Source organism: Mycobacterium sp. 852002-51961_SCH5331710 (assembly GCF_001665535.1).
Taxonomy (GTDB): Bacteria; Actinomycetota; Actinomycetes; order Mycobacteriales; family Mycobacteriaceae; genus Mycobacterium.
In genome coordinates, this window is record NZ_LZSQ01000001.1 from 64475 (window position 1) to 84630 (window position 20156).

Consider the following 20156-nt stretch of genomic DNA (forward strand, 5'->3'; position numbering starts at 1 on the left):
CGCCAGCTCCCCGACTACAGCTGTGGTGTCAGGTCCAGCGACGTGATGGTCGACATATTCGTGATCAGCCACTTGGCATCGCGGCGTTCCATCGTCAACCGGTAGGACAGGTAGCGCAGCGAAGGGATGTTCTTGCTCATCGGGCTGGTCGCCACCGAGTTGGTGTAGACGATCGCGGTGGCCTCGTCGGGGGTCAGGGTTTCCACCGCCGCGCCCAGCACCTGCGTGGTGTTGGTGACCTGCGCTTGTTTGTTCGTCGCGACGATCGCGTCGATGTACTTGCGGTACTCATAGGCGAAGTCGCCACCGAGGAACGCCGCCGACCGGTCCGGCAACGTCTCCATGTTGTCCGGCGTGTAGGTCCACAGTGTGGAGATCGCACTGGCCGCGGTGCGAGCCACGTCGAGTTTGGTGTCGATCTCGGCTCGCTCCGACAGGTAGGGCTGCAGGGTCGACGCGGCGAACGCGGCTGCACCGACGAACAGCACGGCGGCCGCCGCCATCGCCGCGACGAGCCGCTTGCCTGCTGGCCGGTGCGGTACGAACCGCACTTCCTGCGGCACGACGGCGGACTCGTCCGTGGGGTCAGGCTCGACGGCCCCGGCTTCGGCCTCTTTGGGTTCCGAGGCGGCTGCGTCCTGCGCCGCGGCGTCGACGGTGTCGTCGTCGGCCTCCTCGACGCGCGTCCTGCCCTGGCGTTTCGCCTTGCCGACCGGCCGACGCGCGGGCGTATCCGCTGCGGGTGCCGCCTCCGGCGTCTCCGCCGTGGCGGAATCCGGGGCGGCTTCCGCCGATTCCTTCTGCCGACGCCGAAGGAAGGACCACCGACGCCGGCTCGGCGCCGGGGTGGATTCCGCCGGGGGTCCGGTGGTCAGATCACCTGGATCAGCTGGCTGATCTTCCACTGCTGTCCCTCCTTGATAGCCGTTGCTATCCAACGACTTCCACTCTCGACTGTCGATTTGCCGTCCGGCCCTTTCGTGGAGACCTTGGTCGCGACCAGGATGTCGGCGCTGCCGTTGTCGTTCCACCGCTGCACACCCGCGGCCAGCACGGCTCCACTGGTGGGCTCAGCCTGCGCGACCTGGATCAGTATCTCGTTCTGCTTCTCCTTGAACATCTTCGCGAAATCACCCGTCCCCTGCGCCAGGATCCGGTCCACATAGGCGTTGGCGTTGAAGGGGTCCAACGACGTGTAGTCGGTCATGAATTCGCTGACGTACACCAGCGCGGCGTGGTCATTGGCGACCGTGCGGCGGTTGTTCTCGTGGCTGACCAACATCAGCGATCCCGCCGCGATCGCGGCCGCCATCAGAAGTGACGCCGCGGCGGCGATGATCGGAAGCCCCCAGCGGCGCGGTGGCCTCGGTTCCACCTCGAAGAAGTCTCGCTCATCGGCGTCGACTCTGCGCCGCGGACTCATCGGCCCTGCGTATTCATCTGGGGTCGCTTCAGCACGGTGAGATTGGCGACGCGCCACTGGCCGTCGCCGGATTTCGCCAACTCGACCTGCACGGTGGCGGTGATGAACTTCAGCTCGTTGGGGTCATCGCCCCGCTGGCCCTGCAGCGCCAGCAGCATCTCCGCGGTGTCCGGCGTCGCTTCGAGCACCGCGCTGCTGACCGCCCAGTACTCGTTGGAGCTGACACCCGCGCTCTGTCCGGCCTTCTGCTGGTCGATCAACTGCTGCCGGTAACCGTCGGTGGCCAGCGACTGTGCCCGCGCGAAATCCTCCTGCATGGTGTCGCTCTTGAAGCTCAGCATCTGCTCGACGATCCGCGGGCCCTGTTCGGCGATCTGTTCTCTGGTCTCCTCGACCGCGCGCTCGTGCCGGTACACCACCCAGTAGTTCACTGCGACGGCCGCCGCGCAGGCCACCGTGGCGACGATGAGCACGACGGCGGTCAGCGTGCTGACGTTGCGCTCGGGCGGCGGCACCGGACGTACCTCGGTGCGCAGCAGAAGGTCGGCGAAGGTGCGGTGGCGCCGATCCCACAGTGGCCATAGCCATCCGATGAACAACGCCGCGGTGTCGAGCACGTGCGCGCCGTCACGAATCAGCAGCCGCCACACTCCGACCGGTGAGCCGTCCCGCTTCCTGACCGCGATGCCGAAAACGGCGCGTCCCAGCGAGAAGCCGACGATGCCAGGCAGTACGAGGCGATTGACCGCGATCACCAACACCACGACGACCACCGCGGCGATGTAGCACCACCACAGCGGACTGCGCAGCGGCGCGGTCAGCGAAACCAATGCCAGCGTCACCAGCACGGCGAGCCCGATCAGGACGTCGACGGCGAACGCGCCGGCCCTGGCCGGCCACGACGCCACCGGCTCCACGGTGGCCTGGTCGGTGGCCGGCGAATCCGGGGTCGTGTCGAGTGTCAGGGTGGACGATGTCACGATGTGACCTGATCCAACTCGGCGACCTTGTAGGTCCCTTCGTCCGGTGCCATCCGCACCCGCAGCCGGTAGCCCTGCTCCTCATCGGCGGTGTCGGAGTTGGTGACCTTGACCCGCACCGCGACCAGGATGTCGAAAGACCCGTCGTCGTTGTGCTTCTCCACCGCCGCGCGCATATCCGAAACCTGCACCCGCACGTCGGCGGCCTGGTACGCGTCGACCAGCACCCCTGCGTACAGCGAGGACTGCACGGCGAAGTCGCCGGTCGAGCAATCGATGATCTTGGTCTGCGCCGCGGTCATGGCGGCGGTGTCGGGCGCGTGCGTCGCGGCCACACAATCCTTCGCCGCCTGCAGTGCCGCCGCTTCGGCGCGCTCGCTGGCCGCGACCCGTTGGTCATTTTTGAAGAGCAGGAATCCCGCGACACCCCCGGCGACGGCGAGCGCGAGCAGCGCCGCGCAGATACTGACAGCCAGGCCGCGACCGATCCGCGACGGTCGGCGGGGATCGGCCGAAACCTGTTCTTCTGTGGTGTCCGGATCCTCGGCGGGCGCTGGGCCTGGGGATACTGCTAACGACTCGTCGGGCGTCTCATCAGCATCGGTGGGGTTCAGCTGGCGGGTGCCAGCATCTCCTTCCATCCGTCGTCTCCTGGGTTACTCGAGTTGCTGACGTTGTATTTCACGCCGTCGGGTCCGACCACCTGGCCGCTGCTCGGGCTGTACACCGCCGTGGAGCCGGGTGGCCCTGGTGCCGGAGTGTAGATGCAGGGGTTGGGTTGTTGTCCACTGCAGGTCACGCTGCCCTGTCCGGGCGGGCTCAGCGGATCGCTGACCGGCGCCGTCGAGTTCGGCGGCGGCAGGTCGCTCGCGGGTGCAGGATTCATCCCGCTGTTGACCGACGGCGCCTGGATGACGCCGCGGCCCGGGTTGACGCCCTGATCGCAGCGCGCGCCAGGGGCCGGGCAGGACAGGATCTGGTTTGGGTCGCCGTACCACGGGTTGGTGCCCAGCGGAACGTACGGCTCATCGCTGCGGCACTCCATCGGCGTCGCCGCCCGCTTGCCCGGGACGTCGACGCAGGGATAGTTGCGGGCGCCGCGAACGACGTTGCCCTGGTAGTCCTTCGGGATCTTGCAGTAGGTGCCCCGCGGCAGCGGCGCCATGCTGGTGTCGGCCGGCGAGCGCCACTCGGACGCGGGCAGGAAGCCGGTCAGACATGGCGGCGGCTGGTTGAGTGCACCTAACGCGAGCGGCAGTTGGCCGTAGCCCTCAAACAACGTGCCCGCTTGCGCCACCGCCGCGCCCTGCGGTAAGAGAACTAGCGACTGCTCGAGGCCCTTGTTGTAGCGCTTGAGCATGTCGGTGACGATCGCGAGGTTCGCTAGCGTCTGCGGCAACGACTCGCGCACCCCGCCGAACACTGCGTTGAGCTGGTCGGCTGTCGGAGCGGCCTGCTGGAGGCCGCTCCGCAGCGCCGCATCCTGCTCGGCCGACTGCGCGGCGATCACGTTCAGGTTGCGCGACCACTGCTCGATGTTGTCGCCGGACTGCACCTGGCTGTCCAGGATCGGGCCTGCGTTGACGATGATGTCGTTGACCTGCGGCAGATGGTCCTTGAAGCCCTGCGCGATGTTGGTCGTCGAATCCACCAGCCGTTGCAGCGCCGGGCCCAGCCCGCCGACCGCCTGTGACGTCTCGGTGAGCAGCGCGTCGATCTTCTCCTTGGGCAGCACCGCCAGACCCCTGTTCGCGGCGTCCAGCGCCGGGCCGACCTCGCTGGGCACGGTGCTCTCGGTGATCGTCGAACCCGGCGACAGGTACTGGTCCGCGTCGCCCGTCGACACCAGGTCCAGATACTGCTCGCCGATCGCCGACACCGAGTGCACGTTCGCCGTCGCGTCGGCGGGAATCTTGTAGCGGTCATCGATGCTCATCACCGCGAGCGCGCCCCGCTGGGTCGGCTCGACCGAGGTGACCTTGCCGATCTGCGTGCCGCGGTAGGTGACGTTGGCCGTCGCGTACAGACCGCCCGAGCGGGGGAGTTCGGCCTTCAACTCGTACTGGCCGATACCGACGAGGCTCGGGATGCGCAGGTAGTACCACCCCAGCACCACCAGCGCGACGATCGTCAGGATGGTGAACAGCACCAGCTGGATCCTGATGAACCTGGTCAGCACAGCTCACTCACCCCTTTCCACCAGCGGGCCGTTCGGTGCGTTGTGCGCGTTCGGCACGAACCGCACATCCGGGATCATCGTCGCCGGGTCGCGACCCCACGCCTGCTCCAGCGCGCGCAGCATCCCGGAAAGGCCCGTGCCCGTCAGTACTGCATTGTCGAGCGACGAAAGTGTCAAGTCCACCATCAGTGACGCGTTGAGGTAGTCGCCGCGGATCACCTTCGGCACGTTCTCAATCGAGAACGGCGCGGTGAGCATGAGCTTGAGGGCGCCGATCAGGTACGGCGACGCCCGCCCGAGCTGCTTGAGCGGCCGCTGCAGGTTCTGCAGGTTGGTGTGCAGATTGTCGCTGGCCGGCGCCAACGCGTTGTCTGCGGCCCGGCTGATCCGGCCGACGGCCTCCACCGCGTCGGCGAACAGATCGCGCGTCTCCGCGAAATGCTTGATCAGCGGCGGGAACTCGGTCAACACCCGGTCCAGCGTGTTGTTGCGCTCCGCGACGATCGTGAGTAGCCGGTCGGTGGAATCGATTGCGCGCGTGATGTCCTGGCGCTGCTGGTTCAATTCGGCGGTGAACGTGTCCAGCTTGTTGAAAAACTCGCGGATCTCATCGGCCCGGCCGTTGAGCACGTTGAAGATCTCGGTCTGGATGACCTCGAGGTTCTGCACCCCGCCGCCCTGCAGGATGGTGGCGATGCTCGCCAGCACCCGCTCGGTGCTCGGGTAGGCCGACGAGTTCGCGAGCGGGATCGTGTCACCGCTTTGCAGCGGCTCCGGCGACGGGTTCGGCGGCGGCTCCAGCTCCACATGCTGTGAACCCAACAAGCTGGTCTGGCCGATGCGGGCTAGGGCGTTCCTGGGCAGTTCGATGTCGGGCTGCAGATCCAGCGTCAGCGTCGCGACCCAGTTCTTCAGCTCGATGGCGCGCACCCGGCCGACATAGACGTCGGCGACCCGCACCCGGCTGTTCACGTTGAGCGCCAAGGTGTCCGGCATCTGCACATAGATCGTCGTCGCGTTCGGCCCCGTGCCCGGACCGCCCGGCAACGGCACGTTCGCGATGCCCTTCCAGTTACCGCAGGAACTCAGCACGAGCGCGACCGCGCCCAGCGCGACGGCTCGCTGCGCGAACCTGCTCCACCTACGAACGCTCATCACCGACCTGCCTCTGCTGGTAGCGGCGGCCCTGCCGGGGCGGGCGCGGCCGGAGCGGGCCCCGGTCCCGGGCCGGGAGCCGGCAGCGGGCCGGCCATCGCCGCTCCGCCCGGATCGCCCGGGATCACACCCGGCGCCGGCGGCGGCGGCGGGCCCGGCTGCGGGTACCACGGCGGCGGCAGCGGGTTGTTCTGGTCGAAGGCATTCGGCGGACCGGGCAGATTGCCGTTGCGCGTCGTGCCGAACGCCGGCGGTGCCGCGGGGACCACACAGTTGGGTCCGCCCAACAGTTCCGCCAGGCACTCCGGGGTCATCATGTTCGCCGTGAACGGTTGCACGTCGACACCCTGCATACCCGGCGCGGCGACCCAGCCCGGTTCGTGGTTGCCGTGCGAGAACAAGGTGTCGCGTGACCAGATGCCCGGCACGGTCGTGTCCTTGTAGCCCGGCGGCGGCTGCAGCCGCGGCTCGGAGTAGGCGATCTGCTTGGGCAGCGTCATCGCCGAGCTGAACTGGTTGATCCCGAACGGCGGGAAGTTGAACTTGATCGCGTCCAGGATCGGCGCTAGGTACTGCGCGCACATCTCGGCCGACTCCTGATAACCCAGCCGGCTGCCCGCCTGGATTGCACTGCACACAAACTGCAGCGGATTGGCGAAGTTGTTTATGACGGCGTAGCTGTTTATGCCACCGGTGACCGGAGAAGCAATATTCACGAGATTCGCGCCGAGATTCGGGAACACGTGTAGGGCGGTCTCCAGACCGTTGCGCGGCTCTGGTTGCAGGATCGCGGTGGTCGCTTCGGCCAGGTTGTTGACGTCGGTGGTGAGCACCTCGGCGTTCTCGTCGAGGAACCCGCGGGTGGTCGTCAACAGCTGGTTGAGGTCCTGCAGTGCGTTCGCGACCTCGCGGTCGGTGTTGGTGAACGCGTTGGTGAACTCGGCGAGATCGTCGTTCAGCGCGACGAACTGCTGATCGCTCTGGTGCAGCGCGTTGACGAACAGCGCCAGGCTTTTCACCACGCTGAAGAAGTCGTCGCGGCCCTCGTTGAGCGCGAACAGTGCCTCCGACAGGTTGTTCAACGTCTCGTTGAGCTGCTTGCCCTTGCCCGCGAAGCCGTCGGCCGCGGATTCGATGATGTCGCCGAACGGGCCCATGGGCTGCTCCGGCGTCGGCCCCAGATCGGTCAGGATCCGGTTGATCGAGTCACGCAGCTCGTCGTACTCGACCGGCACCTGCGTACGCTCCAGCGGGATGACCGCACCGTCCTCCATCACCGGCCCGCCGGTGTACGGCGGCGACAGCTGGATGGTGCGCGACGCCACCAGGCTCGGGTTCAGGATCGACGCGGTGGCGTTGGCGGGCACCTTGTACTTGTTCTCGTAGTGGAAGGTGACCTTCATCTTGTCGCCGGCCGGTTCGATCGCGTCGATCGAGCCGACCTTCACCCCCATGATCTGCACCTTGTCGCCGGGATACAGCGCCAGCGTGTCGGTGAAATAGGCGACGACGGTGTTGGTGGTCAGCTTCTTGTACAGGTTGTACCCGACGAAGGCGGCCACCAACGCCAGCACCACGACCAGCGCGCCGATGATGACGGTCACCCGGGAAACCTTGGGCAACTTCAGGTTTCGGATGTTGAAGATCGTTGTCATCGATCAGCCCCCCTGTCCCTGAGAGAGTGGCGGCAGGAACGGTGGGTTCCCCGGCAGCGGTGGCGTGTTGGCGGGTGGCAGCTGCTGACCGGGGCCCGGGACCGCCGGCGCGGGCAACGCCGGTGGCAACGGTGCGATGCCCGGCGTGAAATCCGGCGGCAGCGGCGGTTGCGGCCCGACCGGCACTGTGCGCGCTCCTGGCGGGGCCGGCGGCAGCGGCATGTCCGCACCCGGCACCGGCGGCGAGATCTGACCCGGAATCGCCGCGGCCGGCACGCCCGGAGACGGCTGCGGGCCGTGCACATTCGGGTCAGAGGTCGCCACATTGGGTGGCCCGTACGCGGGACCGCCGAACGGCCCCACGGACAGATCCGCGCAGGGCAGCGGGTCGCCTGGTGTCGGCAGACCGTCGGCCGGCGGCGTGTACGAGCACGGTGAGCCCTTCAGCACACCGGGTCCCGGGTTCTCGGGGGTGCCTTCGAGCACGGCCGGTCCCGGCGGCGGGGCGCCGTTCTCGAAGCCCTGCGCGTTCGGGTCCGGGAACCGCCAGGCGGGCAGGCCCGCGTCGCGCCAGAACTTCTGCGGGTCGATACCGCGCTTCTTGAAGGCGGCGTCCACGAACGGCTGCAGGATCTGGCCCGGCAGCAGGTTGACCAGCATGACCTTGAAGTACGGGCCCGAAGCGACCGCTTCACCGAGCGACGCCACGAAGCTTGCGACCGTGGTCAGGGTGTCCATCAGGTCGTACTTGCGGTCGACCAGCACGCCGCTGACCACGCGGAGTTGTTCGAGCACCCGGTTGAGGTTCGGGTTGTCGTCGATCAAGCCCTTGACCTGTTCGGAGAACGAGCCGACGCGCTCGAGCAGCATGCTCACCGCGTACTGGCGCTCATTGATCGCGCCGAGCAAGGTCTGGGCGTTGACCAGCAATTGGTTGATCTGTTCACTGCGGCTGCCCAGGATGCCCGCGATTTTGTTGGCGTTGCTCAGCAGCTTCTTGATGTCCTCGTCGCGCTTGCCGATGGTGTCGGAGAACCGGGCCACCCCGTCGAGCGCGGCGCTCAGGTGTGGATAGGTCTGGTCGATGGTCTCCGAGAGCACGTTCAGCGAACGCTTCACGGTCTGGGTGTCCCAATCCGAGGCGGCCTTCGTCACGTCGAAGAACGCGTCGTAGATCTGGTACGGCGTCGTCGTCTGGCCGAGTGGCAGAACGCCGTTCGCGCGCAACGGATCCGAACCGCGTGGCTCGATCTCCATGGTGCGGCGTCCGAGAATGGTGTCGGTGCGGATGGCGGCGCGGCTGTCGGTGCCGATCTGCGTCCCGCCAAGCCCGAAGCCGATCTTGACCTTGTCGCCCTCGATCTCCATGCTGCGCACATCGCCGACGTCCACGCCAGCGATGCGCACCTTGTCGCCCGTGCCGATGCCACCGGTGTCAGAGAAGTACGCATAGTAGGTGGGCGATGCGAAAAGCATCGGGACACTGGCGAAGCTCTGTCCCACGCCGATGACGATGATCAGGATGATGATTCCCATCAACCCGCCACGGACCCGGTTCGACCCTTCGAGCGTCCTCATTGCGGTGTGCACCTACCCGACGGCTGACTGAAGAGTTTGACGGTCCGGACCGGCCCACCCGGCTGAAGGCCGTTGAGCCGCAAGGAGATATCGCAGGCGTAGAAGTTGAAGAAGTCGCCGTAGATACCGCCGGCCCTGCCGATGATCTTGAACGCGGTGGGCAGCCTGGTGAGCAAGTCGTTGAGCTCGTCCTTCTGATCGATCAGCGGTTGCTGGATGACCTCGAGATGTCCGACGGTGCTCTGCAGCAGCGGCCGGTTGTCGGCGAGCAGGTCGGCGACCGTGCCCGCCGCGTCGCTGATATCCCCGACCGAGGTGGCGATCGGATCCGCGCGGTTCTTCAAGCCGGTGATCAGCTTCTCGAAATCCTGCACGGTCTGGTCGAACTCGGCCTGATGCTTGACCGTGGTGTCCAGCACGGTGTTCAGGTTGCGGATCACCTCGCCGATCGCCTGGTCGCGGTCGGCCAGCGCCGATGTGAGCGAGGCGGTCTGGTCCAGGATGTCGTTGATCGTGCCGCCCTGGCCCTGGAAGACCGTGATGATCGACTCGGCGATGGTGTTGACCTTCTCCGGGTCCAGCGCGCGGAACACCGGCCGGAAGCCGCCGATCAGCGCGTCGAGATCCAGTGCGGGCTGGGTCTGCTCGAGCGGGATCGTTGCGCCGCTGGGCAGCCGCTTGTCGCTGTCACCCCGCTTGAGTTCCAGATAGCGGTCGCCGATGAGGTTCAGGTACCGCACCGAGGCGGTGGTGCCCTCGAACATCGGCAGCGATCGGTCGACATTGAATTCGACCTTCGCCTGCGATCCGCCGTTGACCAACTCGACGCTGTCAACCTTGCCGACCTCGACGCCCGACGCGCGGACGAACTGGCCGGCGCGTAGCCCGCTGGCGCTCGAGAAGATCGCCGAGTAGCTGGTGGTGCGGTCGAAGCGCATCTGTCCGAACACCACCACGATAATCGCGGTGAACAGCAGCAGCACCACTGAGAAGGCGCCGAGCTTGATGGCGGTACCGGTGATTTTCATGGGTTGATCGTGTTCTCCCCGACCTGGCGACCCCAGACGTACTCGATCAGGATCGGCTGGCCCAACTCGAAGTGGTTGTACGGCGCGATCGAAACACCCGTGTCCGCCACAAGATACGGCGCGGGATACAGGTCGCGCGTGATCGGCTGCCAGCAGCCCGGCCGGCCCTCGGGGCCACCGCGCGCGTTCACCCGCGGCAGGTTGTCCGGATACACATAGGGGTTACCGGCGCCTTCAATGGTGGACAGGGTCTGCAGCGAATACCCGTTGCCGCCAAGGGATGCAGCGACTTTTGGCTCCACGTCGTGAAAATTTCGAATGGTGCAGAACAGCGCAGGGCTGTACTCGTCGAGCGTCTTCGATGTCGTCAGAAGGTCTTCGGTGCCGCGAATCAGGTACGGCGCACTGCGCTCGAAGATGTCCGCACCGGTGTTGCCGAATCCGACGGCCGCCATCAGTGCCTGGTCGATGTTGCCCTGCTGCTCGTTGAGCGTGCGGGCGGTGGTGACCGCGTTCTCCAGTCCGTCGAACAGGTCGGGCGCCGCGTCGGCGTACACCTCGCCGAGGTCGGCCAGCAGCCGGTTGTCTCGGCGCAGCTCGGGCATCCGGGCGTTGACGTCGGTGAGGATCTCGTTGCCGTTGATGATCGACTGCCCGAAGCGGTCGCCGAGGCCGTCGAGGGCCTGTGCCGTCGCACTCAGGGTCTGGTTCAGCTTGATCGGGTCGACCTGCTCCGAGAGCGACACGACCGTCTCGAACAGCGTGTTGAACTCCGTCGTCACCGTGGTCACGTCGATCACATCCGACGACGTGATGCGTTGTGGCGTCGGGTTTTTCGGCGACGAGAAGTTGATGTACTTGTTGCCGAACACGGTGGTCGCGTCGATGCTGGCGTCGACGTTCTTCGGGATCAGCTTGAGGTACTTCGGGTCCACGTCCAGCGTGATCTTGGCCCTCGGCTCACCCCCGACGTCGACCGCGTCGACGGATGCCACCCGGCCGATCTCGACGCCGTTGTAGGTGACCTTCGCACCGGGATCCATCGACAGGCCCGAGCGCGCGGCCATCAGGGTCAGTTGTTCGCGCGGCAGGAAGTCACCACGGAACTGCATGTACACCAGCACCAGCGCGACGATGGCGAGCAGGCTCAGCACCAGGCCGGCCAGCTTGTACGGCGGGGTGCGGGGGTTGTTGAGGGGGGCGGTCATGGCGCTACACCGTCAGGTTGAAGTTCGGGTCGACGCCGTAGAGCGCCAACGAGGCGAACAGGACCACACACACGATCGCCACCAGCGATGCGCGCATCGAGCGACCGACGGCCTCGCCGACGCCGACCGGGCCGCCGCTGGCGAAGTAGCCGTAATAGCAGTGATTGAGCATCACGATCACCGAGATGATCACGGCCTGGATGAACGACCAGAACACGTCGTCGGGACGCAGGAACGTCCGGAAGTAATGCTCGTAGGTGCCGATCGACTGCCCGTAGAAGAAGGTCGTGGTCACCTGCGCGGACAGGAAGCTCATGATGATCGCCATCGCGTACAGCGGGATGATCACGATGAACCCGGCCATGATGCGCGTCGACACCAGGTAGGAGATCGACTTGATGCCCATCACCTCGAGGGCGTCGATCTCCTCGCTGATGCGCATGGCGCCCAACTCCGCGGTCGCGCCGGCGCCCACCGTGGCGGCCAGCGCCTGACCCGCGACGACGGGTGCGGCGATGCGCACGTTGATCAGCGCGGCGAAGAAGCCGGTGAACGCCTCGACACCGATGTTGCCCAGTGACGCGAAACCCTGAATGGCGACCAGCGACGAACCGGACAGCGTCACGAAGCCGACGATGGCGACCGTGCCGCCGATCACCGCCATCGCGCCGGTGCCCATGCCGATCTCGGCGATCAGCCGCAGCGTCTCCTTGCGGTAGTAGCGCAGCGCGTGGCCGATCGAGCCGACTGCGGTGATGACGAACCACGCGACGTGTCCGACGCTGTCGAGGAACCGCGCGGGTGCGCTGGCCACCCCCTTCGTGCGCTCGTACGCCCGCGGGAACCGAGATCGCAGGACCGTTGTCGTCGACACGTCAGCTCCCTGTTCCGAACCGGACACCGATCGTGGTCAGGACCACGTTGACCGCGAACAGCGCGATCACGCAGAGCACCAGCGTCTCGTTCACCGCGGTGCCGACGCCCTTCGCGCCGCCCGCGACCGTCAGCCCGCGGTAGCAGCCGACCAGGCCGGCGATCAGGCCGAAGGTCATGGCCTTGATGATCGAGATGAGGACCTCGGGCAGCCCGGTGATCAGGGTCAGCGTCGAGACGTACGCGCCGGCCGAGACGTTCTGCAGGTAGACGCCGAAGATGAAGCCACCGACCAGTCCGACGGTGATCACCGCGCCGTTGAGCAGCAGGGCCACGAAGGTGGAGGCGACGACGCGCGGCACCACCAGGCGGTGGATCGGGTCGATGCCTAGGACCTCGAGCGCGTCGATCTCCTCGCGGATGGTGCGCGCACCGAGGTCGGCGCAGATGGCGGTCGAACCCGCACCCGCGACGACGAGCACGGTCACCAAGGGGCCCAGCTGGGTGACGGCGCCGATGGCCGCACCGGCGCCGGACACGTCGGCGGCGCCGAACTCGGCCAGCAGGATGTTGAGCGTGAAGATCAGGAGCACGGTCAGCGGGATGGAGACCGCCAGCGTCGGCAGGAACGCGACGCGCATCAAAAACCAGCTCTGAAGGATGAATTCGCGCCATTGGAACGGTGGCTTGAGCAGGGTTTTACCGACGAGGACGCACATGCGGACGAATCCGCCCACCGCTTCCAGACCCGGCCGGACCTGGTCGCGGACGTACCCGACGACCCCGGTCGACGCCGTCACCAGTGTGCTCCCGCGGCGCAACGGCGACTGTCGTGGTGCACCGGCAGCCCCTGTCGCACGGCCCCTCCTTGCCCCGACCTGGTTGTTGTTATCCCCGTCTCGCTACCGATCGGTAGTAAGACAGACCACAGGAATGTACCCGATGCGATTCCCGCCGTGCAGGGCATCGGGCGGATTGTGCCTGTAACCGTTAGCAAACCCGAGTCCGTTCTCTAATTCCTCTGCGGCGCAGCGGAAACCGCGGCGCCGGCAGAACTTTCACCGACGTCAACCTGGTTTGCAGCCCCAAATCGTGCGCGCAGTTCGGTCTTGAGGACTTTGCCGGCGGGGTTGCGCGGCAACGCATCAACGACCTCGACGGCCTTCGGGTGCTTGTACCGCGCCAGCCGTTCGTCGAGGAAAGCATCAAGCTCTCGCAGGTCAAGATCGGTCTGATCGGCCGCGTCGAGGGCGGCATCCAACGCCACGACGGCCACCGGCACCTCGCCCCACTTCTGGTCGGGACGTCCGATCACGGCGACCTCGGCGATCGCCGGGTGCGCCGCGAGCGCGTTCTCGACCTCGGCGCAGTAGATGTTCTCGCCGCCGGAGATGATCATGTCCTTCTTGCGGTCGACCACCCAGACGTAGCCCTCCTCGTCCTGACGGACGAGGTCGCCGGAGTGGAACCAACCGCCGGCGAACGCTTCCGCGGTGGCCTTCGGGTTGTTCCAGTAACCGGCCATCAAAGTCGGTGCGCGATAGACGATCTCACCGACCTGACCGACCGGGACGTCGTTCATGTCCTCGTCGACGACGCGGGCCGCGACGGTGGGGATCACCTTGCCGACCGATCCGAGCTTGCGGATCGCGTCCTCGCCCAACAGCATGCAGGTCACCGGCGACATCTCGGTCTGGCCGAACGCGGCCAGGATCTGAGTGCCGGGGAACGTCTCGGCCATCTGACGCAGCAGCGTGTCCGACGCGGGCGCCGCGCCCCAGGACAGCACGCGCAGCCGCAGATCGCGGGGGCGGGCCTGCTGTGCCGCGCACACCGCCTGCCACTGGGCGGGCACCAGGAAGATGCCGGTGACCTGCTCGGCCTCGAGCACGTCGAGCAGCTCGTCGGGGTTGAACGCGCCCAACGGATAGACGACCGTCGGCCGCCCCAGCAGCAGGCCGGGGATCATGTTGCCGATCCCGGCGATGTGGAACAGCGGCACACCGATGAAGCCGACGTCGCTGTTGATGTCGGCGCCGTTGGTGAACAGGAAGGTCAGCGCCTGCCCGGCGATGTTGGTGTGGGTGAGCACCGCGCCCTTCGGCCTGCCCGTGGTGCCCGAGGTGTACATGATCAGCGCTGGGGAGTCGTTCGGGATGTCCACGACCGCCGCCGGTGCGCCGGCCTCGGAGGTCAGGTCGTCGTAGCCGATCAGGTCGTTCTCGGTGCTGCCGCCGGCCACGACGACGGTGGTCAGCGTCGGGTCGATGTCACGCACCGCGGTGGCCACGCCGGCCAGCACCGCCTCGGTGATGACCACCTCGGCCTGACAGTCGCTGACCAGGAAGGCGATCTCGGGCGGGGTCATGCGGAAGTTGACCGGGACCGCGATCGCACCGAGCTTGTTGACCGCGAGGAACGACTCGATGTACTCGGTGCGGTTGAGCATCAGGATCAGCACCCGGTCGCCGAAGCCCACTCCGCGCCGGCTCAACGCCCCGGCCAGGGCGCCGACCCGCTCGTCGAGCTCCCGCCAGGTGGTCGTCTTGCCGAGGTAGCGCAGCGCAGTGGCGTCCGGCTGCATCAGTGCGTGGCGGGCCAGCTGGTTGGTCCAATTCTGTCTGCGAGCGAGATAGGGCTGGGCGGTGGGGTCCGGCTCGATCAAGACTTGCTGCTCCATCGGATCTCGGGGTTGCGCGCGTTTGACATTTGATCAAACATGGTGTTGCCCCGGTCACACTATGGCCTCGGCCGCTCGGGTACAAGCCCTCGTCAACGAAGGCCGGATCGCACCGGGAGAACGCAGTGAACGCACCGACCGCACGGCTCTCGAAGCCGCGCCGGGGCGTACGGCGCGAACAGCTGTCCGACGAGGTCGCGGCGCGGCTGCGCGCCGACATCATGACCGGCGTGCTGCGGCCGGGCACCTTCATCCGACTCGACGAGACGGCCGCAGCGCTCGGGGTCAGCATCACGCCCGTGCGCGAGGCGCTGCGCACGCTGCGCGGCGAAGGCATGGTCCAGCTCGAGCCGCACCGCGGCCACGTGGTCGTGCCGCTGACGCGCGCCGACGTCGAGGACATCTTCTGGCTGCAGGCCGCTATCGCCCGTGAGCTGGCGGCGACGGCCACGGCCCGCATCACCGACGCCGAGATCGACGAGTTGGACCGGCTCAACGACGAGTTGGAAACCGCGGTCGCCCACCACGACATCGCCGAGATCGCCGCCGCGGAGTTCGCGTTCCACCGAGCGTTCAACCGGTCGACCGGCCGCATCAAGCTGGCCTGGTTCCTGCTCCACGTCGCCCGCTACCTGCCGGGCCAGATCTACGCCGGCGACCCGCAGTGGGGGGTCGCCGCGGTGGCCAGCCACCGCGATCTCATCGCCGCCCTGCGCCGCCGCGACGTCGACACCGTCGTCGCGCTGACCGCCGGCGAGTTCACCGACGGGGCCCAGCGCCTGATCGCGCGCCTCGACGAAACAGGGTTGTGGAGCTGACCCCTCTACGTGGCAGCCAGTTGTTCGGCGCGGGCCTTGAGGTTGTCGGCCAGATAGTCGAGCGTGTCACCGATGGCCTTCTTCACCATCGGCTTCGGGATGGGCAGCTTGGTCTCGACGTCGAGGTCGACGGTCAGCAGCGAGGTGGCGCCCAGCGGCACGACGGAGAACTTCTGTTCCTGTTTCTCGAAGTGGTCGCCCTGCTGCAGGACGGTGAAGATCTGGTTCTCGCCGGGGTAGTAGACCGCGGTGATGAAGGTGCCCGCCTGGCCCTGCACCACGACGTCGAGTCGCAGCTGGCTGGGCCGGCCGTCGTTGTACCGGGCCAGCACCCAGCACCCCTTGATCTCCTCGTTCCATTCGGGGTAGGCCTCGAAGTCCGCGACGATCCCCATGATCGCTTCGGCGGAGGCCGCCACCTCGACTGTCTTGCTCACGAGCGGCATCCGACGAGCATATCTATTGGTCGGTGCGGGCCTTTTCCAGCAGTGCGCGGATCGCATCGGGGATCGGCACCGGCTTGCGTCCCGCCCGCTCGACGTAGACGTGCACCCAGTGCCCGACGGCGGCGGTCGGACCGTCCTGCTGCCACAGCCCCAGCCGGTACGTGACGCTGCTGTTGCCCAGCCGGGTGACCGCGAGGCCGACCGTCAGCGGATCCGGGAAGCGCAGCTCGGCCAGGTACCGGCAGCCGGACTCGGCCACCACGCCCAGCCAGGGCGCGGTCAGCGGGTCGAGCCCGAGGCTGGTGTTGATCCATCCGTTGATCGCCGAATCGAAAAGCGCGTAGTACACCGCATTGTTGAGGTGTCCGAACATGTCGTTGTCGGCCCACCGCGTGGTCACCGGCCAGTGTACTGGGAAATCCGCCGCGGCCGGGACCGCCTTGCGTTCGGTCATGGCGCAAGTCTGGCAGGCGTGCGATTGCCGGTTCGGGCGGTGCGACGGCAGGCTGGTCCCATGAGGATTCGCGGTGCGGTGCTGGAGGAGATCGGCCGCGACCGGCCGTATGCCGTGTCCCGACCCCTGACGGTCGGCGAGCTCGACCTCGCCGCGCCGGGGCCCGGGGAACTGCTCGTGCGGGTCGAGGCCGCGGGGCTGTGCCACTCCGACCTGTCGGTGGTCGACGGCAACCGCGTCCGGCCGGTGCCCATGCTCCTCGGCCATGAGGCGGCCGGCGTGGTCGAAGAGATCGGCCCCGGCGGATCCGACATCGGGGTCGGCACCCGCGTGGTGATGACCTTCCTGCCGCGCTGCGGCGAATGCGCGGCATGCGCGACCGACGGCCTCACCCCTTGCGAGCCGGGCTCCGCGGCCAACGGCGCGGGCGCGCTGTTGACCGGCGAGCGCCGGCTCTCGCGCGACGGGCAGCCCGTGCACCACCACCTCGGCGTCTCCGGTTTCGCGACCCACGCGGTGGTCGACCGCCGGTCTGTCGTGCCGGTGCCCGACGACGTGCCCCCGGTGGTGGCGTCGCTTCTCGGCTGCGCCGTGCTGACCGGCGGCGGTGCGGTGGTCAACGCCGGGCGGCCCCGCCCGGGCGACACCGTCGCCGTCGTCGGCCTCGGCGGGGTGGGCATGGCCGCCGCGCTCACGGCGCTGGCCCAGGACGACGTCCGCGTGGTCGGCGTCGATCGGCTTCCCGAAAAGCTCGAGCGGGCACGCGGTCTCGGGGTGCACGACACCTACTCGCCGGAAGACGCCCGCGAGAACGGCGTCAAGGCGCACATCGTGATCGAAGCCGTCGGGCATCCGAGCGCACTGGAGACCGCGGTCGATCTCACCGCCGCGGGTGGGCGCACCGTGACGGTGGGCCTTCCCCGCCCCGATGCGCGAGTGACACTGTCTCCGTTGGGTTTCGTCGCCGAGGGACGTTCGCTGATCGGCAGCTATCTCGGTTCGGCGGTGCCGTCGCGCGAGATTCCGCAGTTCGTCGAGCTGTGGCGCGCGGGGCGGTTGCCTGTCGAATCGCTGGTGTCGTCGACGATCGCGCTCGACGAGATCAACTCCGGTATGGACCAGTTGGCCGACGGCCGGGCGGTGCGGCAGGTCATCCGGTTCGACTAGGCGTCAGAACCAGCCGTCTCGCATCTCCAGTGTCGTGCGATCCAGGCTGGCCAGCAGGTCGAGTTGCGGTGCGGTCCTGGGCAATTCGTATCGGAAGAAGTAGCGGGAGGCCTGGCGCTTGCCGTCATAGAAATCGCCGGTGTGGCCGTGCGCGGCGATCTCCTGCTGTAGCCATATCCAGGCGACGACGATGTGGCCGAACGCCTCGAGGTAGATCACGCTGTTGGCCATGGCCGCGTCGACGTCACCGGCGCCGAACATGTCGGCGGTGACGGCGGTCAGGCGGTGCCACGCCGCGTCCAGAAGGCTCGCGTGTTCGGCGGGGCGACCCCCGAGTGCGGCTGCCTCGGCGACCGTCTTCTCGATCGCGGTTCCCAACGCCGCCAGCCCCGCACCGCCGCGCGCCGGGACCTTGCGGCCCAACAGGTCCAGGCTCTGGATTCCGTGCGTGCCTTCGTGGATCGGGTTGAGCCGGTTGTCGCGGTAGTGCTGCTCGACGTCGTATTCGCGGGTGTAGCCGTATCCGCCGTGCACCTGGATCGCCAGGCTGTTGGCCTCCAGGCACCACTGCGACGGCCAGCTCTTGCCGACGGGCGTCAGCATCTCGAGCAGCAGGGTGGTGGCGTCGCGCTCCTCGTCCGACACCGCGCTGTGCTGCAGGTCGACCAGCTTCGCGCAGTACAGCAGCAACGCCAGCCCGCCTTCGGCATACGCTTTCTGCGCCAACAGCATCCGCTTGACGTCGGCGTGCTCGATGATCGGCACCTGCGGCGTCAACGGATCCTTGGCGCTGACCGGGCGGCCCTGCGGGCGCTCGCGGGCGTACTGCACCGATTTGAGATAGCCGGTGTAGCCGAGCGCCACCGCGCCCATCCCGACGCCGAGTCGGGCCTCGTTCATCATGGTGAACATGTAGGCGATGCCGCGGTGTGGTTCGCCGACGAGATAGCCGACCGCTCCGGGCTTTCCGCCCGGCGTGTACGTGCCCTCGCCGAGGTTGAGCACCGTGTTCGTGATGCCCCGCTGGCCCATCTTGTGGTTCAGCCCCGCCAGCACGATGTCGTTTCGCTCACCGACCGCGCCGTCGCCACCGGGCAGGTATTTGGGCACGATGAACAACGAGATGCCCTTGGTACCCGGTGGCCCGCCGGGAATCTTGGCGAGCACCAGGTTGACGATGTTGTCGGTCAGCTCGTGTTCGGCGCCGGAGATCCACATCTTCGACCCGAACAGCCGGTAGGTGCCGTCTTCTCGGGGTTCGGCGCGGGTGGTGATGTCGGCCAGCGACGAACCCGCCTGTGTCTCCGACAGCGCCATGGTGCCCGAGAACCGGCCCGCCAGCATCGGTTTGACGAACCCCTCGAACTGCTCGTCGGTGCCGAAGCGGGCCAGCAGGTTGGCGTTGGCCATCGTCAGCATGAGGTAGCCGGTCGTGCTGAGGTTGGCCGCCGAGAACCAGGCGAACGCGGCCTGTGCCACCGCTGCGGGCAGCTGCGCGCCACCGAGACGGTGCTCCATCGACATCGCAATCAAATCGGCGGCGGCGAACGCGTCCCACGCCTCCTTGACCTCGGGGATGACGGTGACCTTCTCGCCGTCGAAGGTCGGTTCGTTGGCGTCGCTGGTCTTGTTGTGGGGCGCGAAGTACCGCGTCGCCAGCTGCTCGCAGAGTTCCAGCACCGCGTCGAAGGTCTCGCGCGAGTGCTCGGCGAACCGTTCGCGTTCGGTCAGCTGCTCGACGCGCAGCCACTCATAGAGCAGGAAGTCGAGGTCGCGACGCGACAGCAGCAGCGACTTCACGGTGCGGTCGCGGTGTCCGGTTCGCCGGGTAGCGCGTCGACCTCGATGCCCAGCGGGGACTCCGCCCGCACGGACTCGTCGCGGATCAGGCCGCGCAGTAACGCCGTGCTGAACTCGACGGCGATCTCCTGGGCGGTGCGCCTGCCGTGGGGCCGCAGCCAGCGGTACGCGCCCAGCGTCATGCCGATGTAGCCCAGCGCCAGCACGTGTGAGTCGCAGTCGTAGAACTCACCGCTGGCGATGCCACGGTCGATGACGTCGCGCACGTGTTCGTAGACCTGCGTCTCCTTCTCGCGGATGTAGGCCACCTGCTCCTCGGTGAACCACTCGCCGATGTAGGGGCCCTCCTGGAAGTACACGGCCGCACGTTCGATGTCGCTGGCGATGCCGACGAGCAGGCGCCGGGTGAAGTGGTAGATCGTCTCGCGGGCCGACGCCGTGGGGTCGTCGTGCAGCGCGTCGACCGTGAAGTCCGCCGCGCCCTTGTAGATGTCGTAGAGGATCAGCGACTTGCTGGCGTAGTAGTGGTAAACGGTCGCCTTGTTCAGGCCGACCGCGTCGGCGACATCGTCCATCCGGGTGCCGTGGTAGCCGCGCGCGGCGAAGAGCTTGGTGGCTACGGCCAACAACTCGTCGCGACGGGTCCTCCCGTTCTGGGTGGCGGCGTCCGAAGAGGGCATGGCGACTCACTATATGCAGGCCGGAAGCGCGT

19 protein-coding genes are annotated in these 20156 nt (G+C 67.4%); 2 read left to right on the top strand and 17 right to left on the bottom strand.

Annotated elements, in window-relative coordinates:
• Positions 1-14 precede the first annotated feature (14 nt).
• The 13 genes from A5752_RS00325 to fadD5 all read right to left on the bottom strand — a co-directional run bounded on the left by A5752_RS00325 (position 15) and on the right by fadD5 (position 14759).
• Positions 15-905 carry a mammalian cell entry protein gene (locus tag A5752_RS00325; protein WP_067080297.1) on the bottom strand — a complete coding sequence of 297 codons (891 nt, stop codon included), beginning with the start codon at positions 903-905 and terminating at the stop codon, positions 15-17.
• Positions 872-1423, bottom strand: coding sequence for an Rv1363c family protein (locus A5752_RS00330; RefSeq protein ID WP_067080300.1), 552 nt, complete (start codon positions 1421-1423; stop codon positions 872-874). Before A5752_RS00330 ends, A5752_RS00325 begins: the two co-directional genes overlap by 34 nt.
• Positions 1420-2403 carry an RDD family protein gene (locus A5752_RS00335; RefSeq protein WP_067080303.1) on the bottom strand — a complete coding sequence of 328 codons (984 nt, stop codon included), beginning with the start codon at positions 2401-2403 and terminating at the stop codon, positions 1420-1422. The genes A5752_RS00330 and A5752_RS00335 overlap by 4 nt, the downstream gene beginning before the upstream one ends.
• Positions 2400-3044 carry an Rv1363c family protein gene (locus tag A5752_RS00340; RefSeq protein ID WP_067080306.1) on the bottom strand — a complete coding sequence of 215 codons (645 nt, stop codon included), beginning with the start codon at positions 3042-3044 and terminating at the stop codon, positions 2400-2402. The genes A5752_RS00335 and A5752_RS00340 overlap by 4 nt, the downstream gene beginning before the upstream one ends.
• On the bottom strand, positions 3014-4582 hold the full coding sequence (locus tag A5752_RS00345) for a virulence factor Mce family protein (RefSeq protein ID WP_067080307.1): 1569 nt from the start codon (positions 4580-4582) through the stop codon (positions 3014-3016). The genes A5752_RS00340 and A5752_RS00345 overlap by 31 nt, the downstream gene beginning before the upstream one ends.
• 3 nt (positions 4583-4585) lie before the next feature.
• Positions 4586-5737, bottom strand: a complete 1152-nt coding sequence (locus tag A5752_RS00350) for an MCE family protein (protein ID WP_067080309.1) — start codon at positions 5735-5737, stop codon at positions 4586-4588.
• Complete coding sequence (locus tag A5752_RS00355) at positions 5737-7392, bottom strand: virulence factor Mce family protein (protein ID WP_067080312.1); 1656 nt, start codon at positions 7390-7392, stop codon at positions 5737-5739. The genes A5752_RS00350 and A5752_RS00355 overlap by 1 nt, the downstream gene beginning before the upstream one ends.
• Positions 7393-7395: 3 nt before the next feature.
• Entirely contained in the window at positions 7396-8970 is a 1575-nt protein-coding gene (locus A5752_RS00360; RefSeq protein WP_067080315.1) for an MCE family protein, read from the bottom strand.
• A complete protein-coding gene (locus tag A5752_RS00365; protein WP_067080318.1) occupies positions 8967-9998 on the bottom strand; it encodes a virulence factor Mce family protein in 1032 nt (343 codons plus the stop codon). The genes A5752_RS00360 and A5752_RS00365 overlap by 4 nt, the downstream gene beginning before the upstream one ends.
• Positions 9995-11206, bottom strand: coding sequence for an MCE family protein (locus A5752_RS00370; RefSeq protein WP_067080320.1), 1212 nt, complete (start codon positions 11204-11206; stop codon positions 9995-9997). The genes A5752_RS00365 and A5752_RS00370 overlap by 4 nt, the downstream gene beginning before the upstream one ends.
• A gap of 4 nt (positions 11207-11210) precedes the next feature.
• Positions 11211-12080, bottom strand: a complete 870-nt coding sequence (locus A5752_RS00375; RefSeq protein WP_067080323.1) for an MlaE family ABC transporter permease — start codon at positions 12078-12080, stop codon at positions 11211-11213.
• 1 nt (position 12081) lies between these two features.
• Positions 12082-12879 carry an MlaE family ABC transporter permease gene (locus tag A5752_RS00380; protein WP_067080326.1) on the bottom strand — a complete coding sequence of 266 codons (798 nt, stop codon included), beginning with the start codon at positions 12877-12879 and terminating at the stop codon, positions 12082-12084.
• A gap of 212 nt (positions 12880-13091) precedes the next feature.
• A complete protein-coding gene (gene fadD5 / locus A5752_RS00385; RefSeq protein WP_067080329.1) occupies positions 13092-14759 on the bottom strand; it encodes a fatty-acid--CoA ligase FadD5 in 1668 nt (555 codons plus the stop codon).
• A 125-nt stretch (positions 14760-14884) separates the two neighbouring features.
• Between fadD5 and A5752_RS00390 the strand changes: the two genes are divergently transcribed.
• Complete coding sequence (locus A5752_RS00390; protein WP_067080332.1) at positions 14885-15577, top strand: GntR family transcriptional regulator; 693 nt, start codon at positions 14885-14887, stop codon at positions 15575-15577.
• A gap of 5 nt (positions 15578-15582) precedes the next feature.
• Here the strand turns inward: A5752_RS00390 and A5752_RS00395 are convergent, their stop codons facing one another.
• Positions 15583-16023, bottom strand: coding sequence for an SRPBCC family protein (locus A5752_RS00395; protein ID WP_067080334.1), 441 nt, complete (start codon positions 16021-16023; stop codon positions 15583-15585).
• A 13-nt stretch (positions 16024-16036) separates the two neighbouring features.
• Positions 16037-16477: an acyl-CoA thioesterase gene (locus A5752_RS00400; protein WP_067080337.1), complete on the bottom strand. Its 441-nt coding sequence runs from the start codon at positions 16475-16477 to the stop codon at positions 16037-16039.
• A 60-nt stretch (positions 16478-16537) separates the two neighbouring features.
• Between A5752_RS00400 and A5752_RS00405 the strand changes: the two genes are divergently transcribed.
• Positions 16538-17644 carry an alcohol dehydrogenase catalytic domain-containing protein gene (locus A5752_RS00405; protein ID WP_067080340.1) on the top strand — a complete coding sequence of 369 codons (1107 nt, stop codon included), beginning with the start codon at positions 16538-16540 and terminating at the stop codon, positions 17642-17644.
• 3 nt (positions 17645-17647) lie between these two features.
• On the opposite strand, the gene A5752_RS00410 is transcribed toward A5752_RS00405, so the two are convergent.
• Together A5752_RS00410 and A5752_RS00415 are read right to left on the bottom strand one after the other, a co-directional pair.
• Entirely contained in the window at positions 17648-19444 is a 1797-nt protein-coding gene (locus A5752_RS00410) for an acyl-CoA dehydrogenase (RefSeq protein WP_067080343.1), read from the bottom strand.
• Positions 19441-20124, bottom strand: a complete 684-nt coding sequence (locus tag A5752_RS00415; protein WP_067080346.1) for a TetR/AcrR family transcriptional regulator — start codon at positions 20122-20124, stop codon at positions 19441-19443. Before A5752_RS00415 ends, A5752_RS00410 begins: the two co-directional genes overlap by 4 nt.
• Between the last annotated feature and the right edge of the window lie 32 nt (positions 20125-20156).